The following is a 16,891-nucleotide window of genomic DNA, read 5'->3' as shown; positions in this document are numbered from 1 at the left end:
TGTCCTTGTCCCGTTCTCTCGGGCAGCGCAGCCTTCTACGTTGAAGGCCGGGCTTTATGTATGTTGGGAAAGGTAATGCAGTGGTTGTGCCAAGTCGCACAAATGTCGAATTTATGGGCTCTCAGCGCGGGAGGAGGGTGTTTGCATGCACCGGTTCAATGCGCCATGCACGGTTTTGAAGCAGAAAAGTCAAAAGATCGCAGCCTGCGGCAGCTCCTACGGGAGATCGTGGGCACCTGTAGGCGCTGCCGAAGGCTGCGATCTTTTGATCTTTTGGGGGCAGTGAAAAACTCAACCATGAAACAGCAAAAACAACAGCACCAGATTCACCAGCAACGACACCAGCGCCAACGTCCGCCAGACCTTCAATGGCTCGCGCTCCAGTAACGGTCTGGGGCGCACGCTCAAGCTGCGTCGTTCCCCTTGTTCCAGCACCAGCAACCATTCTTCCGCCGTTTCAAAGCGCTGATCCGGAGCCGCCGCCACCGCGCGCTCCAGGCTTTGTGCGATCCATTCCGGCAGGTCGGGCCGGTAGCGACTGGCGCTGACCGGCACACCAAAGCGTGGACGCTGGAACGCTTCGATTTCGCCGTAGGGATAATGCCCGGTGAGCAGGTAATACAAGGTCACGCCGACCGCATACAGATCCTGTTGCGGTGTCGGCGTGTCTCCGCGAAAGGCTTCCGGCGCGATATAGCTGGGCGTTCCGGGCAGGGCGAAGGCTTGATCCTCGGACAGTCCGGGGCAGTAGGCGAGGCCGAAGTCCAGCAGGCGCAGCTCGCCGTCGTCCCCCAGCAGCAGATTCTCCGGTTTGATATCGCGATGCAGAATCTGCCGTCGATGCAGCATGCCGACCGCCCGCAGCAGGCGTTCGGCCAGGTCCTGCCATTGAGCCAGTGGCAGCGTTGCGACACGCTCATGCAGCTCAGCCAGGGTCGACCCGGAATGTTCGCGCATCACGTAGTACAAATGCTGACGCTGACTGGCGGCATGGACTTCAGGGAAATGCCGCCCGGCCACACGCTTGAGAAACCATTCCTCCGACAACAATGCCTGCCCGGCCCGGTGATCGTCACGTAGAGTGCCGGGCAAGGTTTTCAGCAGCCAACGCTGTTGTTGTGCGTCGCGCACCCGGTAGAGCAGCGATTGCTGGCTCTGGCCGAGGATCCCTTCGACCTGCCAGCCTTCGAAGGTCTGGCCCGGTTTCAGCGCAGGCGGGAGTGGCCATTGCTGCAAGTGAATCAGCGCGTCGCCAATGCTGGTTTCACCCAAGGCATCGACCCGCACGAGCAGGGCGCTGGCGTTGTCCTGACTGCCGGCCAGGTGCGCCGCGCTGACCAGTGTCTGCGCGGCACTGTCCAGGTCAGGTTGATCGCGCAGAATCGCCGCAATGGCGGTGTCGCCCAGCACGGCCCAGATGCCGTCGCTGAGCAGCACGAAACTCTCGTTCAGGCGCAGTTCGCCGTCCAGAAAATCCAGCACCAGGTGTTGATCCAGCCCCAGGGCCCGCTTGAGCACATGCTGCATGCCCGGCTGGTCCCAGACGTGATCCTCGCTCACCCGTTGCAGCGTGTCGGCGTGCCAGCGGTAAACCCGGCAATCGCCGACATGCGCCAGGGTGAAGCGTCTGCCGCGCATCACCAAGGCACTGACCGTGGTCAGCAGCGGTTGCCCGCCGCCATTGGCCTGCAACCAGCGGTTTTGCGCCAGTAGCAGGCGATCGAGTGCCTGGGCGACACCCCAGGTTTCCGGGGTGGCGTAGTAGTCCAGTGCCAGCGCCTGCAAGGTCGAACGGGCCGCGAGGCCGCCATCGGCGCATTGGCTGACGCCATCGGCGATGGCGAACAGGTAACCCTTGCTCGCCGCCAGCGCCGGGGCCGGAGTGACCAGGCGCAGAGCATCCTGGTTCTCTTCGCGAGGCCCGGTGGCGCTGGCTTCGGCAAAACTCAGTTGCAGGCTCATTCAGCCCTCACACTCGAGCCGCGGTGACGGCTGCCGAACCCCAAGTGGTTCTCCAGCGACGTTTCACCCCGTGCAGACCGAACCAGGCGAGTACACCGAGGCTGGCGAACAACCACAAGGCCAGTTGATAACTGCCGGTGCTTTGCTTGATCGCGCCCATGCCAGCTGCCAGTGCGAAGCCACCGATACCCCCGGCCATGCCGATCAAACCGGTCATCACACCGATCTCACGACGAAAACGCTGCGGAACCAATTGGAATACCGCACCGTTGCCTGCACCCAAACCGAGCATGGTGCAGACGAAAAGCGCCAACGCGGCGTAGGAACTCGGCAGATTGAAACCCACTGTCGCAATGCAGATCGCCGCCACGGTGTACATCGCCAGCAGGGTACGAATGCCGCCGAAGCGATCCGCCAGCGCGCCGCCCAGCGGACGCATCAGGCTGCCACCGAACACGCAAGCTGCAGTGTAGTAGCCGGCGGTCACCGGGCTCAGGCCGTACTGGTCGTTGAAGTAGCCGGGCAGGGCACTGGCCAGACCGATGAAGCCACCGAAGGTCACGCTGTAGAAAAACATGAACCACCAGCTGTCGCGGTCACCCAGGGCCTTGAAGTAGTCGGACATGGACTTGGTTTTCGGCCGTTCAGGGGCGTTTTTGGCCAGCCAGGCGAAGACGATCAGGGTCAGGATCAGCGGGATCAGGGCGAAGCCGAACACGTTGCTCCAGCCAAACGCGGCGGCCAGCATCGGGGCGATCAGGGCGGCGAGCACGGTGCCCGAGTTACCGGCACCGGCGATGCCCATGGCTTTGCCTTGGTGCTGCGGAGGATACCATTGCGAGGCCAACGGCAGGGCGACGGCGAAGGACGCACCGGCCATGCCGAGGAACAGGCCCAGCAGCAGCGCCTGCTCGTAGCTGTGAATGCCGACTTTCCAGGCGACGAACAGGGCGCAGATGACGATCACCTGGCCGATGATTCCGGCGGTTTTTGGCGACAGGCGATCAGCCAGCATGCCCATCGCAAAGCGCAATACGGCCCCGGCCAGAATCGGCGTGGCCACTACCAGCCCGCGCTGTTGGGTGGTCAGGTGCAGGTCAGCGGCGATCTGCACCGCCAAAGGGCCGAGCAGGTACCAGACCATGAAACTCAGATCGAAATAGAGGAAGGCCGCGAACAGAGTCGGGGTATGGCCGGATTTCCAGAAGCTTGAATTCATCGCGCACCTCAGCTGTCAGGCGTATCAAGAAGGAGTCATGAGCTTGCAGGTGGGGCGCCGCAACGGCCGCACCACCAGCCCCGGTCTCTGGGGCCAAAACGGAAAAACGCCGCTACCCGATCCGCCAGGGGGCGAATGAGGTGAGCGACGTCTTTGTCGTAGGTGGGGCAACCGCCGTTGGTTACCTTGCAGTGATTTACTTAGCGAGATTTGTGCCAACAATCGGTGGTTGTGGCTATAGAGGTCGTTGTGGCGAGGGAGCTTGCTCCCGCTCGGCTGCGAAGCAGTCGTAAATCCTGCCCCCGTGTTGTGTTTGATTTACCGGGTTGGCTGGTTTTGGGGCCGCTTCGCAGCCCAGCGGGAGCAAGCTCCCTCGCCACAGAGGTAAGGCTTCAGCCAAGCAACTCACTCATGGCAATGATCTGCTCCGCCACCTGTATCAGCTTCTGCTGGCGGCTCATGGCCTGGCGGCGCATCAGGGTGTAGGCCTCTTCTTCGTTGCAGTCCTTCATCTTCATCAGCAGCCCCTTGGCCAGCTCGATGCGCTTGCGCTCGGCCAGTTGCTGGTCGCGGGCGTGCAGTTGCGCCCGCAGGGCCTGGTCGCTTTCAAAGCGCGCCATGGCCACGTCGAGAATCGGCTGCAAGCGTTGTGCGTGAATGCCTTCGACGATGTAGGCACTGACGCCAGACTTGATCGCCTGGCGCATCACGCCGGGGTCGTGCTCGTCGGTAAACATCACGATCGGCCGTGGTTGGTCGCGGGTGACCAGCACCACTTGCTCCATCACGTCGCGGCTCGGTGACTCGGTATCGATCAGGATTACGTCCGGGCGCACCGTTTCGACGCGCGCGGGCAGGTCAATGGTCAAGCCGGATTCATCGATGACCTCGAACCCGGCCTCGATCAGGGCCGCTTTCAGGCGTCCGACTTTCTTCGCGGTGTCGTTGATCAGCAGGATACGCAACATATTCGCAGGCTCCTGTCAGCGGCTGGCGAGAAGGGGAGCGCTGTCGCTCATGGCGTGCAGCGTGAAGCTGCGGGCATAGCCGGCCGGGTCCGAGCCGTCCCAGACTTTGCCGTCGATCAGTTGACTGCTGCGCATTTCCTGACTCCGGGCGGGCACACCGATAGCGGTGGCGGCCTCACGGTATAAGTCTAGTTGCTGGACCTGACGGGCCACGCCGAGGTAATCCGGGTCGTCACGCAGCAACCCCCAGCGACGGAACTGGGTCATGAACCACATGCCGTCGGACAAATACGGCAGGTTGACCTCGCCACCGCCATGGAAACGCATCGCGTGCGGGTCTTGCCAGCGATTGCCCAAACCGTCTGCGTAGTCACCGAGCAAGCGTGGTTCGATGCAGTCGAACGGGGCATCCAGGTATTCAGGGGCGCTCAACAGTTGCGCGGTGCTGCAGCGATTTTCGCGGCTGGCTTCGATGAACCGGCTCGCTTCGAGGATCGCCATCACCAAGGCCCGGGCGGTGTTGGGGTATTGTTCGACGAAGGCGCGGGTGCAGCCGAGGACTTTTTCCGGGTGATCGGGCCAGAGGGTCTGGGTGGTGGCCATCGTAAACCCGAGGTTCTGCTGCACTGCGCTGGCGGCCCATGGCTCACCGACGCAGAAGCCGTCAATGCGCCCGGCTTGCAGGTGCGCGACCATTTGCGGCGGCGGCACCACCACGCTGTCGACATCCTGCAACGGATGAATGCCCTGGCTCGCCAACCAGTAATACAGCCACATGGCGTGGGTGCCCGTGGGAAATGTCTGGGCGAAGGTCAGTTTTGGGCGACTTTGGTGCACGTGCCGATCCAGTGCTTCAGGACTGGTCACGCCCAGGGCCTGCAAGCCGTGGGAGAGGTTGATGCTCTGGCCGTTCTGGTTCAGGCCCATGAGCACGGCCATGTCGGTGGACGCTACGCCGCCGATGCCCAGGTGCACGGCGTAGATCAGGCCGTACAGGCTGTGGGCGGCGTCGAGTTCGCCGCTGACCAGTTTGTCCCGCAGGTTGGCCCACGACGACTGGCGCTTGAGGTTCAGGGTCAGGCCATAGGGTTGGGCGAAGCCCTGGGTGGCGGCGACCACCACTGAGGCGCAGTCGCTCAGGGCCATGAAGCCGAGGTTGATTTCGGTTTTTTCCGGGGCATCGCTGCCGTTGACCCAGGCCAGTGGGCCAGCTGATGGTTCGTTCATCGATTTCGCACCTTCCAAAAAAAAGCGTCGTCCCAAGGCCCTTGCGTGAGCAAAGCCGGGTGACGACGCCATTGTCCTTCCACTCATTCCGTCGTTGGCATGAGTGCTGATGCCTGTAACGGTGCAAGGCATATGCCATCGCTGGCTGATTTTGTCGCGTGCCTCGCCTGTGGAGCCGATGCACGGCTATAATCGCCGCCTCTCATCGCCAACCGAGTCAAGCCTGCCCATGTACACCCTGGCCCGTCAGCTGCTGTTCAAACTTTCCCCGGAAACCTCCCACGATCTGTCCCTGGACCTGATCGGCGCGGGCGGGCGTTTGGGCCTCAACGGCTTGCTGTGCAAGGCACCGGCGAAACTGCCGGTGACGGTCATGGGCCTGGAGTTTCCGAACCCGGTGGGGCTGGCGGCCGGTCTGGACAAGAACGGCGCGGCAATCGACGGGTTTGCCCAATTGGGTTTCGGTTTCGTCGAAATCGGCACCATTACCCCGCGCCCGCAACCGGGCAACCCGAAACCACGGATTTTCCGCTTGCCGCAAGCCGAGGCGATCATCAACCGCATGGGTTTCAACAACCTCGGCGTCGATCACTTGCTCGCTCGCGTGGCGGCGGCCAAGTACAAGGGCGTGTTGGGCATCAACATCGGCAAGAACTTCGATACTCCGGTTGAACGTGCGGTCGACGATTACCTGATCTGCCTGGACAAGGTCTACGCCCACGCCAGCTACGTGACGGTCAACGTCAGCTCACCGAACACCCCGGGCCTGCGCAGCCTGCAATTCGGCGACTCGCTCAAGCAATTGCTCGCCGACCTGGCCACGCGCCGGGCGGAACTTGCCCAGTGCCACGGCAAGCATGTTCCGCTGGCGATCAAGATCGCGCCGGACATGACCGATGAAGAAACCGTTCAAGTCGCCCAGGCATTGATCGAAACCGGGATGGACGCCGTGATCGCCACCAATACCACCCTGAGCCGCGTCGGCGTCGAAGGCTTGGAACATGGTGATGAGGCGGGCGGGTTGTCCGGTGCGCCGGTTCGCGACAAGAGCACCCACACCGTGAAGGTGCTGGCCGCGGAACTGGCCGGTCGCTTGCCGATCATCGCCGTGGGCGGCATTACCGAAGGCCATCACGCGGCTGAAAAAATCGCTGCGGGTGCGAGCCTGGTGCAGATCTACTCCGGCTTTATCTATAAAGGCCCGGCGCTGATTCGTGAATCGGTGGATGCCATCGCCGCCCTGCGCTCCCACAGATAATGTGTTTGCAGCTCGAGATTGAGTTTCTGGCAGGCATAAAAAAGGGCTCCTCGAAGGAGCCCCTGGGCCGAAGCCCGCCGTCCGGATGGGACGTGCGTGGTTAAGTCGTTACGTAATCAGATTGTCGTGTCGGAGTGTGTGCCCTGTATTAGCCGACGGCGTGAAGTTCGTTGAGTCTGTGGATTCCCGCAGTGCCGGTCATACCGTCCCAATTGTCGCCGCGTCCTTCTCGCCAGCCATTGATCCAGGCTTGGCGTACCGACGGTAGAGTAAAAGGGCAAAGCTCACGGGATTTACCACCAACGCCATATTGATATCCGCGCAAAAATGCTCTTTCCAACGGATCACGCTTAAGTCTTCTCATAGGGTGTTTCCCTCACTTGTTGACTGTATGTATCGCGTCGACCTCAATCGAGGTCAGGCAGAAAAACTCTGCCGTTGGTGGCTCGCTGCCGGCGTCGCGAGCCAAGGTGTTGACGCCGTTGCGACGTCAACCTGAGTTGAGTTCTAACCAATGCGTCACATCGAGGGAATGATCGTTTTGTCATAAGAACGTAACCATAAAGATGGTATGGCCATAAGTAACACGATATTTGTCCCGTGTTTATTGGCCAAACCCCGGTATGATCGGCCCTGCGCAGGGTGATGGGGTTGGGCCTTTAACGAGAATGACACCCGTTGCTCTTGGGGACTATTCGACGAAGGGTCGACTTATGACATTTTGTTGCATCAACTTTTTTATCTGCCCTGGCATCTAAGCTCTTTTAACCCGAGCAGTCAGGGTGGGACGGCACACCTTCGTGCCACGCGGGCGCTCTTTTAGAAAAGCGCCTGATTGAAAACCGGATCGGCAATGCGTTGCCGGTTCACTTAGCTAAAGGCTCTGGAATTACCATGTCCGATCGTTTCGAACTCTTCCTCACTTGCCCCAAAGGCCTTGAAGGCCTGCTCATCGAGGAAGCCGTCGGGCTTGGCCTTGAAGACGCACGCGAGCACACCTCGGCTGTGCGCGGCATGGCCACCATGGAAACCGCTTATCGCCTGTGCCTGTGGTCGCGTCTGGCGAACCGGGTGCTGCTGGTGCTCAAGCGCTTCCCGATGAAAGACGCCGAAGACCTCTACCACGGCGTGCTGGACATCGAGTGGCAAGACCACATGCTCAATGATGGCACCCTGGCTGTCGAATTCAGCGGTCACGGTTCGGGCATTGATAACACCCATTTCGGCGCCTTGAAGGTCAAGGACGCCATCGTCGACAAACTGCGCACTCCACAAGGTGATCGCCCGTCCATCGACAAGCTCAACCCGGACCTGCGCATTCACCTGCGTCTGGACCGTGGCGAAGCGATCCTCTCGCTTGACCTGTCCGGTCACAGCCTGCACCAGCGTGGTTACCGCTTGCAGCAAGGCGCGGCGCCGCTGAAGGAAAACCTCGCGGCGGCGATTCTGATCCGTTCCGGCTGGCCACGGATTGCCGCCGATGGCGGCGCGTTGGCTGACCCGATGTGCGGTGTCGGCACGTTCCTGGTAGAAGCCGCCATGATCGCCGCCGACATGGCGCCGAACCTGCGTCGCGAGCAATGGGGCTTCACCGCCTGGCTCGGTCACGTGCCGGCGCTGTGGAAAAAGCTCCACGAAGAAGCCACCGAACGCGCCGCGGCCGGCCTGGCCAAGCCACCGCTGTGGATTCGCGGTTACGAAGCCGACCCACGGCTGATTCAACCGGGCCGCAACAACGTGGAACGTGCCGGTCTGAGCGAGTGGATCAAGATCTACCAGGGCGAAGTGGCGACTTTCGAGCCGCGCCCGGACCAGAACCAGAAAGGCCTGGTGATCTGCAACCCTCCGTACGGTGAGCGTCTGGGCGACGAGGCGAGCCTGCTTTACCTCTATCAGAACCTCGGCGAGCGTCTGCGTCAGGCCTGCCTGAACTGGGAAGCAGCGGTGTTCACTGGCGCCCCGGACCTGGGCAAGCGCATGGGCATCCGCAGCCACAAGCAGTATTCGTTCTGGAACGGCGCCTTGCCGTGCAAGTTGCTGCTGATCAAGGTCACGCCGGACCAGTTCGTCACCGGCGAGCGCCGCACCCCGGAACAGCGCCAGATCGAGCGTGAACAGGCTGAGTCCGATGCACCGTCGAACATCGAAGCGCCGGGCAAGTACGAGAAGTACAACAAGAACGGCAACCCGATCAAACCGGCACCGGTGGTGGTCGAGCAGCCACGCCTGAGCGAAGGCGGGCAGATGTTTGCCAACCGTCTGCAAAAGAACGTCAAGGCGCTGGGCAAGTGGGTCAAGCGTGAAGGCATCGACTGCTACCGCGTTTACGATGCCGACATGCCGGAATATTCCATGGCCATCGACCTGTATCACGACTGGGTCCACGTTCAGGAATACGCCGCGCCGAAATCCATCGACCCGGAAAAAGCCTCGGCGCGGATGTTCGATGCCCTGGCGGCAATCCCGCAAGCGTTGAACATCGACAAGAGCCGCGTGGTGGTCAAACGTCGTGAGCGTCAGAGCGGCACCAAGCAGTACGAACGCCAGAGCGCTCAGGGCAAGTTCAACGAAGTCAATGAAGGCGGCGTGAGGCTGCTGGTGAACCTCACCGACTACCTCGACACCGGGCTGTTCCTCGACCACCGGCCGATGCGCATGCGAATTCAGAAAGAGGCGGCCGGCAAGCGCTTCCTCAACCTGTATTGCTACACCGCGACCGCCAGCGTGCATGCGGCCAAGGGCGGCGCGCGCAGCACCACCAGCGTCGACCTGTCGAAAACCTACCTGGACTGGGCGCGGCGCAACCTGTCGCTGAACGGTTTCTCCGACAAGAACCGTCTGGAGCAGGGCGATGTGATGGCCTGGCTCGATGCTTGCCGTGAAGAGTACGACCTGATCTTCATCGACCCGCCGACCTTCTCCAACTCCAAGCGCATGGAAGGGATCTTCGACGTTCAGCGTGACCAGGTGCAGTTGATCGACCTGGCCATGGCGCGGCTCGCGCCGGGCGGGGTGTTGTACTTCTCCAACAACTTCCGCAAGTTCGCGCTTGAGGAAAACCTCACCGAGCGTTATGCCGTTGAAGAAATCACCACCCAGACCATCGATCCGGATTTCGCCCGTAATGGCAAGATCCACCGTGCCTGGAAAATCACGGCTCGCTGACACTTGAGCACGATTGGATCCACAGAGCCTTGATTTTTAAAGGCTCTTGGGTTCTTTCAGTGCTGGTCAAATTAGTGGCTAATAGCTATAACTCATCCCACGGCCAATGGGCTTTTCCGGCACCTGGCGTTTTGAGCTGTCTCTATGTCGTTGCACGCCGTGCGCCCCAAGATCCTGGGTTTTATCCGCGAAGATGTTTCGGCCTGGCTGGTCGCACTGCTGGTATTGCTCGTGGGCGGGATTCTCACGGGTTTGCTGGCTTGGGCGACACTCAATCAGTTTCACCAGCAATTGCGGCAACGTTTCCAGTTGCTCGCCAGTGAACGTTACAGCCGTATCGAAGAGCGTTTCGAAGATCAGGAGCAGCGCCTCGACGGCCTGCGGCGGTTCTTCGCCAATTCCGAGTCGGTGTCCCGCGAGGAGTTCGACGGGTACGCCAAACCTCTTTTGCGTCGCACCCAGGCCTACTCTTGGGCACCGCGGGTTTCCGGCACCGAACGGCCAATGCTTGAGCGCGCCGTGCGTGAAGAAGGCTTCAACGATTTTACCTTTCGCGAACTCAACGCCGACGGCCAGTTGCAACAGGCCGGCGAGCGGGGCGAGTACGTGCCGGTGCTCTATACCCAAACCCAGAGCCGACTGCCCACGCAGCTGGGTTACGACCTGCTGGCCCAGCCCCTGCGTCGTTCGACCCTGGAACGGGCCGATCGCAATGGCAGCATGGCCGTGTCGCAACCGTTGCATCTGGCAGGCATCGAGCCCGCCTATTCGCGAGGCGTGTTGCTGGTGGCGCCGGTCAACCGTCAGAAAACCCCGAGCGCCGTATCCGACGGATATGTCATGGCGGTGATCAGCATGCGCCAGCTGCTGGCGGATGGGCTGCCGGAAGACGATCATGACTTTCTCTCGGTGGGCATCCTCGACTTATCCACCGATGATCGGCACGAAGTGTTGTACGAGTCGAGCAACACGGCAGGGGCCAGTGACTTGTCCTCCACGCGATTGCTGCGTCTGGCGGACCACGAATATCAAGTGGATATGCGGCCCAGCATCGCGTTCCTGCAAGCCAACCATTCTTCGGTGACCAGCCTGGTGGTGCTCGGCGGTTTGCTCAGTCTGCTGCTCACTGTGTTGCTCTATGTGTTGGTCAGCCAGCGCCAACGGGCGCTGCAGGTGGTGGAACAGCGGACCCAGGAACTACGCTCCCGGGAGCAAGAGTTGCGCGGCACTCATGGCCAGTTACGCGGTGTGCTGAATGCCGCAACTCAGGTGGCAATCATCGCCACCGACCTGCGTGGGATCATCAGCACCTTCAACGCCGGTGCAGAGCACATGCTCGGTTACTCCAGTGCACAGGCCGTGGGCCACATGACCCTGGAAAACCTGCACCTGCCCCGGGAACTCGAGGCGCGGTCGGCGGAGTTGAGCGCGCGCTATGGCAAGCCGATCCCGACGTGTCAGGCGATGCTGGTCGAAGGCGGGGAAGAGGGCGGTCACGAAGCCCGGGAGTGGACGCTGGTCCGCGGCGACGGCAGCCATTTGACGGTGAACATGCTGGCGACCCCGGTTCTCGACGAGCAAGGCTTGTGGGTCGGGCACCTCGCGATCTGTATCGACATCACCGAACGCAAGCGCGTCCACGAGGCCCTGGCGGCACGGGACCTGTTGTTGAAGAAGCTCAGCGCCCATGTGCCCGGCGGGATTTACCAGTTCAAGATGGAATTCGATGGGCGCTTCAGCGTGATCTACGCCAGCGACGGTATGCGCGATATCTATGAACTCGAGCCGGATGTGCTGCTGCGCAATGCCGAAGCGGTGTTCGCGCGGATTCATCCTCAGGACGCACGTCGGGTCCGCGCTTCGATCCTGGCCTCGGCTGATACCCTCAGCCCCTGGCGTGAAGAGTACCGCGTGCAGTTGCCCGAGCGTGGCCTGCGCTGGGTCCGCGGCGAAGCGACTCCGGAGGAACTGCCCGGTGGTGGCGTGCTGTGGCATGGCTACATTTCCGACATCTCTGACCTGAAGCGCGTGGAAGAGGAATTGCGCGCACTGTCAGTGACCGACTCCCTGACCGGGATTCATAACCGCCGCTACTTCCAGGAGCGCCTGACCACCGAAATGGCTCGAGTCGAGCGTGGTGGGGGCGAGTTGTCGGTGATCATGCTCGACATCGATCACTTCAAGCGCATCAATGACCAGCACGGTCATGCCGTGGGCGATCGTGTGTTGCAGGCGGTGTGTCAGCGCATTGGCGGTCGCCTGCGACGCACCGATGTGTTCTGCCGCCTGGGGGGCGAAGAGTTCATGGTGCTCTGTCCAGATATCGACGGCATACGGGCTCATGTATTAGCCGTGGAGTTGTGGCAAGGGTTGCGCAGTGCGCCGATCGACGAGGTCGGGATCGTCACCGCGAGTTTCGGGATTGCCAGCTGGAAGGCCGGAGAGGGCGCGGATGCGTTGCTGTTGCGGGCGGATTCGGGGGTTTATGCGGCGAAGCAGGCGGGCCGGGATCGGGTTGAGGGGCAGATGAGCTAACCCGGGTTGTATGCACCCCAATCAATGTGGGAGCGAGCAAGCCCGCTCCCACATTTGATCTCCAGTGTCTGGACGATCCTGTTACAACACCGAAGCCGTGGTCGGCAGTTTCGGCTGGCGATACAGGTCCAGTAGTACCTGATCCAGCACCGAGGAGGCGCCAAACGGTGCCTTGTCGTTGAGGATCGCCACCACCGCCCAGGTATTGCCATTGATGTCACGGCTGAAGCCGGAGATGGCGCGCACGGTATTCAGGGTGCCGGTCTTGACGTGGGCTTCACCGCGCATCGCAGTGGTCTTCAGGCGTTTACGCATGGTGCCGTCGGTGCCGGCAATCGGCATTGAGCTGATGAACTCGGCGGCATACGGGCTGTGCCAGGCGGCTTGCAGCATCGCGGCCATTTCACGGGCGCTCACTCGCTCGGCGCGGGACAGGCCGGAGCCGTTTTCCATCACCAGGTGCGGTGCGGTGATGCCTTTCTGCGCCAGCCACTGGCGCACCACACGCTGGGCCGCCTTGGCGTCGTCACCGTCGGCGTCAGTGCGGAACTTCTGGCCCAGGCTCAGGAACAACTGCTGAGCCATGGTGTTGTTACTGTATTTGTTGATGTCGCGAATGATTTCCGCCAGGTCTGGCGAGTAGGCTCGGGCCAGCACTTTGGCGCTGCTCGGCGTCGGTGCCAGACGGTCCTGGCCCTGGATGCTGCCGCCCAGCTCCTTCCAGATCGCCCGCACAGCACCGGCGGTGTAGGTCGCATGGTCGAGCAGCGACAGGTAGGTCTGGGAGCTGCAACCTTCGCCCAACTGGCCGCCGACGGTCACGGTGACGCTGCCATCGGCCTGGGTCACCGGGTTGTAGCGCACGCCCCCGGTGCATTGCTTGGAGTTGAGCGCCTTGACCTGATTGTCGATACGGATGCTGGCAATCGGCGGCTCGACCGACACCAGGACCTTGCCCGAGTCGTTGCGCGCCACGAAGCGCAGGGCCTTGAGATTGACCAGCAGCGCGTCGGGCTTGACCAGGAACGGTTTGTTCTCGTCATTGCCGTCGTCATTGAATTGGGGCAGTTGCGGTTGCGCGAAGAAGCCGCGGTCCAGCACCAGGTCGCCGGTGACCTGGGTCACGCCATTGGCGCGCAAGTCGCGCATCAGCAGCCAGAGTTTTTCCATGTTCAGCTTCGGATCGCCGCCACCCTTGAGGTAGAGGTTGCCGTTGAGGATGCCACCGCTGAGGGTGCCATCGGTGTAGAACTCGGTTTTCCACTGGTGGTTGGGGCCAAGCATTTCCAGCGCGGCATACGTGGTGACCAGCTTCATGGTCGAGGCCGGATTGACCGAAACGTCGGCATTGAAAATGGTCGGGGTGCCCGGGCCGTTGAGGGGGATCATCACCAGCGACAGGGCACTGTCCTGCAACTTGCTGGCCTTGAGGGCCTTTTCGACGTTGGGCGACAGGGCGGTGTTGATCGGCGCGGCGGAAACCGGGAGGGCCAGAGGCAGAAGAAGGCTGGCCAGCAACAATGGACGCAAAGATTTGATCATCTGAAATAAAACCCTACAGCCGAGGGGGAAAAAGACGAGGGCATGGCGATAAATTCCCTCAGCGGTCATGAAAGTGTCGGCATTATGCCCCAAGGTGGAACGGCTTGTGCCGTACCCTGGTCGCCTAATCCAGTATTTTTTTACCGACGGTAGGCGTCGCACCGTTCTGAGGCGGGCATTCGGTGCCTTAAACTGCTAAAGTGCGGCCCGTTATTACTTATGAGGATTGTTCCAATGGCGACTAACCGTTCCCAGCGTCTGCGCAAAAAACTGTGCGTCGATGAATTTCAAGAGCTGGGTTTCGAACTGAACCTGGATTTCAAAGAAGATTTGGCTGATGAAGCCATTGATGCTTTCCTCGACGCGTTCCTGAAAGAAGCCATGGAAGCCAACGGTCTGGGCTATGTTGGCGGCGACGACTTCGGTCTGGTTTGCCTGCAGAAGCGTGGCTCGGTCTCCGAAGAGCAGCGTGCCGCTGTTGAAGCCTGGCTCAAAGGCCGCAGCGAACTGACAGAAGCGACTGTCAGCCCGCTGATCGACGTCTGGTACCCGGAAAAGCCGATCAATCCGGTAGCTTGATGTTCTAAAAAACGGCGACCCAAGGGTCGTCGTTTTTTTATGCCTGCCCGCGAAGGGCCCCTCAGGCCTTGCGCCAATTCAGAATCACCATCGTTAGAACCCCCGCCACAATCCCCCAAAACGCCGAACCGATGGAAAACAACGTCAGCCCCGATGCCGTCACCATAAAGGTAATCAGCGCTGCTTCCCGTTCCTGCACTTGCGCCATGGCAATGCTCAAGCCATTGATGATCGAGCCGAACAGCGCCAGCGCGGCAATCGACAGCACCAGTTCCTTAGGCAATGCGGCAAACAACGCCGCCAATGTCGCACCGAACACCCCGGCAATCCCGTAGAAGATGCCGCACCAGACCGCTGCCGTGTAGCGCTTGTTGCGATCTTCATGGGCATGCGGCCCGGTGCAGATCGCCGCGCTGATGGCGGCCAGGTTGATCCCGTGGGAACCGAACGGCGCCAACAGCAACGAGGCAATGCCGGTAGTGGTGATCAGCGGCGAGGCCGGCACGTTGTAACCGTCGGCGCGCAATACGGCGATGCCCGGCATGTTCTGCGAGGTCATCGCCACCACGAACAGCGGGATACCGATGCTGATGGTCGCGGCCAGGGAGAAATGCGGCGTGGTCCAGACCGGCGTCGCGACTTCAAGGTGAAAACCACTGAAATCCAGCAACCCCATGAAACCGGCCAGCGCGGTGCCAATCAACAGTGCCGCAAACACGGCGTAGCGCGGTGACAGGCGCTTGACCACCAGATACGTGAAGAACATCCCCAGGACCAGCGCGGTGCGGTGCTGGGCGGCGACGAAAATCTCGCTACCGATCTTGAACAGAATCCCCGCCAGCAACGCCGCCGCCAATGAGGCCGGAATCTTTTTCACCAGCCGTTCGAAACTGCCGGTCAAACCACAAAGGGTCACCAGCACCGCGCAAGTAATGTAGGCGCCGATGGCCTCGCCGTAGCTGACACCGCCCAGGCTGGTGATCAGCAACGCCGCGCCGGGGGTCGACCAGGCGATGGTGATCGGGGTGCGGTAGCGCAGGGACAGGCCGATCGAGCACACCGCCATGCCGATGGAGATCGCCCAGATCCACGACGAAATCTGCCCGCTGCTCAGGCCCGCCGCTTGCCCGGCCTGGAACATCAGCACCAGTGAGCTGGTGTAACCGGTCATCATGGCGATGAACCCGGCGACGATGGCCGAAGGTGACGTATCAGTCAGGGGGCGAAGCTGCGTGTGCGTGGCGTCGGTCATGACAGCGGCGTTCCTTATACGGGTGAAGATGTCCGAAGCGACGCTGAACCCTGTGGGATTGTGTTCAGGCTGCGGATTCTGCGTTCAAGCCTAAACTGAAAAGTAACCGGTCGTTGCAATACAGCGAAGGCGACAAACAGCCGTACAGTCGTGTTGCCACCGTCCATTGTGTACAATTGCAGTGTTTTTTACGCGATACTTGCCAGCGACCCACTGTGCCGTATTACAGTCACGGTCAATTCGCCGCAGTTCTCCCGACTCGAGTGCCCATGAACGAACAGTTGCAACCCCTCAAGAAACAACCGCGAGCAGGCAAAGCCGGCCGCACCGGTACCCAGGACGATATTGTCTATGCGCATATCTTCGAGGCCATCCTCGAACAGCGTCTGGCGCCCGGCACCAAGTTGAGCGAAGAAGCGCTGGGGGAAATTTTCGGGGTCAGCCGCACCATCATTCGCCGTGCGCTGTCGCGTCTGGCCCATGAAGGCGTAGTGTTGCTGCGACCGAATCGCGGTGCTGTCGTCGCCAGCCCGAGTGTCGAAGAGGCCCGTCAGGTGTTTATGGCGCGGCGTCTGGTGGAGCGGGCGATCACTGAACTGGCGGTGCAGCATGCCACTGCCGAGGAGATTGCCGACTTGCGGCAGATGGTCAACGACGAGCGCGACAGTTTCTCCCGTGGCGATCGTGGCGCCGGAATCCGTCTGTCGGGCGAGTTTCACTTGAAGCTGGCCGAAGCGGCGAAAAACGCGCCGCTGATCAGCTTCCAGCGCAGCCTGGTGTCCCAGACTTCGTTGATCATCGCCCAGTACGAGAGCGGCAACCGTTCCCACTGTTCCTACGATGAACACACCCAGTTGATCAACGCCATCGAAGCGCGGGACGCGACCCTGGCGGTGGACCTGATGATGCATCACATGGACCACATCGACAGCAAGCTCAATCTTGACGAAGAAAGTGCGTCGGATGATTTGCATGCGGTGTTTTCGCATTTGTTGCAGACCAAGAAGCCAGGGCGGCCGGTCGCGAAGCTCTGAAGTACCGATGATAAAAAATTCCCCGCAGCCTTCCGGTTGCGGGGGATTTTTTTGAGTATCAGATCGTTCCCACGCTCTGCGTGGGAATGCAGCCCGTGACGCTCCGCGTCACTGGACGCGGAGCGTCCCTAGAGGCATTCCCACGCGGAG

At 61.2% G+C, this 16,891-nt stretch carries 12 protein-coding genes; 5 read left to right on the top strand and 7 right to left on the bottom strand.

The annotated features are described in order from the left end of the window. Window positions 1-291: 291 nt before the first annotated feature. The 4 genes from QMK51_RS19105 to QMK51_RS19090 form a co-directional block, all read right to left on the bottom strand. Window positions 292-1,962, bottom strand: a complete 1,671-nt coding sequence (locus QMK51_RS19105) for a bifunctional protein-serine/threonine kinase/phosphatase (RefSeq protein WP_320391247.1) — start codon at window positions 1,960-1,962, stop codon at window positions 292-294. A 7-nt stretch (window positions 1,963-1,969) separates the two neighbouring features. Then, window positions 1,970-3,181, bottom strand: coding sequence for a nitrate/nitrite transporter (locus tag QMK51_RS19100; protein ID WP_320391246.1), 1,212 nt, complete (start codon window positions 3,179-3,181; stop codon window positions 1,970-1,972). A 392-nt stretch (window positions 3,182-3,573) separates the two neighbouring features. Next, complete coding sequence (locus tag QMK51_RS19095; protein WP_007940646.1) at window positions 3,574-4,149, bottom strand: ANTAR domain-containing response regulator; 576 nt, start codon at window positions 4,147-4,149, stop codon at window positions 3,574-3,576. Window positions 4,150-4,164: 15 nt separating this feature from the next. Beyond that, entirely contained in the window at window positions 4,165-5,376 is a 1,212-nt protein-coding gene (locus QMK51_RS19090) for a CmpA/NrtA family ABC transporter substrate-binding protein (protein WP_320391245.1), read from the bottom strand. 229 nt (window positions 5,377-5,605) lie between these two features. Here QMK51_RS19090 and QMK51_RS19085 point away from each other — a divergent pair, with 229 nt between their 5' ends. Next, window positions 5,606-6,634, top strand: a complete 1,029-nt coding sequence (locus QMK51_RS19085; protein WP_320391244.1) for a quinone-dependent dihydroorotate dehydrogenase — start codon at window positions 5,606-5,608, stop codon at window positions 6,632-6,634. Between the two features lie 148 nt (window positions 6,635-6,782). Here the strand turns inward: QMK51_RS19085 and rmf are convergent, their stop codons facing one another. After that, a complete protein-coding gene (gene rmf / locus QMK51_RS19080; protein WP_003223300.1) occupies window positions 6,783-6,998 on the bottom strand; it encodes a ribosome modulation factor in 216 nt (71 codons plus the stop codon). Window positions 6,999-7,528: 530 nt separating this feature from the next. Between rmf and rlmKL the strand changes: the two genes are divergently transcribed. Both rlmKL and QMK51_RS19070 read left to right on the top strand, forming a co-directional pair. Then, complete coding sequence (gene rlmKL / locus QMK51_RS19075; protein ID WP_320391243.1) at window positions 7,529-9,799, top strand: bifunctional 23S rRNA (guanine(2069)-N(7))-methyltransferase RlmK/23S rRNA (guanine(2445)-N(2))-methyltransferase RlmL; 2,271 nt, start codon at window positions 7,529-7,531, stop codon at window positions 9,797-9,799. Between the two features lie 144 nt (window positions 9,800-9,943). Then, window positions 9,944-12,334: a diguanylate cyclase gene (locus QMK51_RS19070; protein ID WP_320391242.1), complete on the top strand. Its 2,391-nt coding sequence runs from the start codon at window positions 9,944-9,946 to the stop codon at window positions 12,332-12,334. An 81-nt stretch (window positions 12,335-12,415) separates the two neighbouring features. Here the strand turns inward: QMK51_RS19070 and dacB are convergent, their stop codons facing one another. Beyond that, entirely contained in the window at window positions 12,416-13,876 is a 1,461-nt protein-coding gene (gene dacB, locus QMK51_RS19065) for a D-alanyl-D-alanine carboxypeptidase/D-alanyl-D-alanine-endopeptidase (protein ID WP_320391241.1), read from the bottom strand. A 234-nt stretch (window positions 13,877-14,110) separates the two neighbouring features. Here dacB and QMK51_RS19060 point away from each other — a divergent pair, with 234 nt between their 5' ends. Beyond that, window positions 14,111-14,455 (top strand): YggL family protein, encoded by a 345-nt coding sequence (locus tag QMK51_RS19060; RefSeq protein ID WP_007896965.1) that lies wholly within the window; start codon window positions 14,111-14,113, stop codon window positions 14,453-14,455. Between the two features lie 61 nt (window positions 14,456-14,516). Here the strand turns inward: QMK51_RS19060 and QMK51_RS19055 are convergent, their stop codons facing one another. Further along, window positions 14,517-15,707, bottom strand: a complete 1,191-nt coding sequence (locus QMK51_RS19055; RefSeq protein WP_320391240.1) for a benzoate/H(+) symporter BenE family transporter — start codon at window positions 15,705-15,707, stop codon at window positions 14,517-14,519. A 269-nt stretch (window positions 15,708-15,976) separates the two neighbouring features. Here QMK51_RS19055 and QMK51_RS19050 point away from each other — a divergent pair, with 269 nt between their 5' ends. Next, window positions 15,977-16,741, top strand: coding sequence for a GntR family transcriptional regulator (locus QMK51_RS19050; protein WP_223484660.1), 765 nt, complete (start codon window positions 15,977-15,979; stop codon window positions 16,739-16,741). The last annotated feature ends 150 nt before the right edge of the window (window positions 16,742-16,891 follow it).

The sequence above is a fragment of the Pseudomonas sp. P9_31 genome, assembly GCF_034008235.1.
GTDB lineage: Bacteria > Pseudomonadota > Gammaproteobacteria > Pseudomonadales > Pseudomonadaceae > Aquipseudomonas.
Note: the sequence above shows the minus strand (reverse complement) of the source record. Positions and strands in the feature narration are given on the sequence as shown.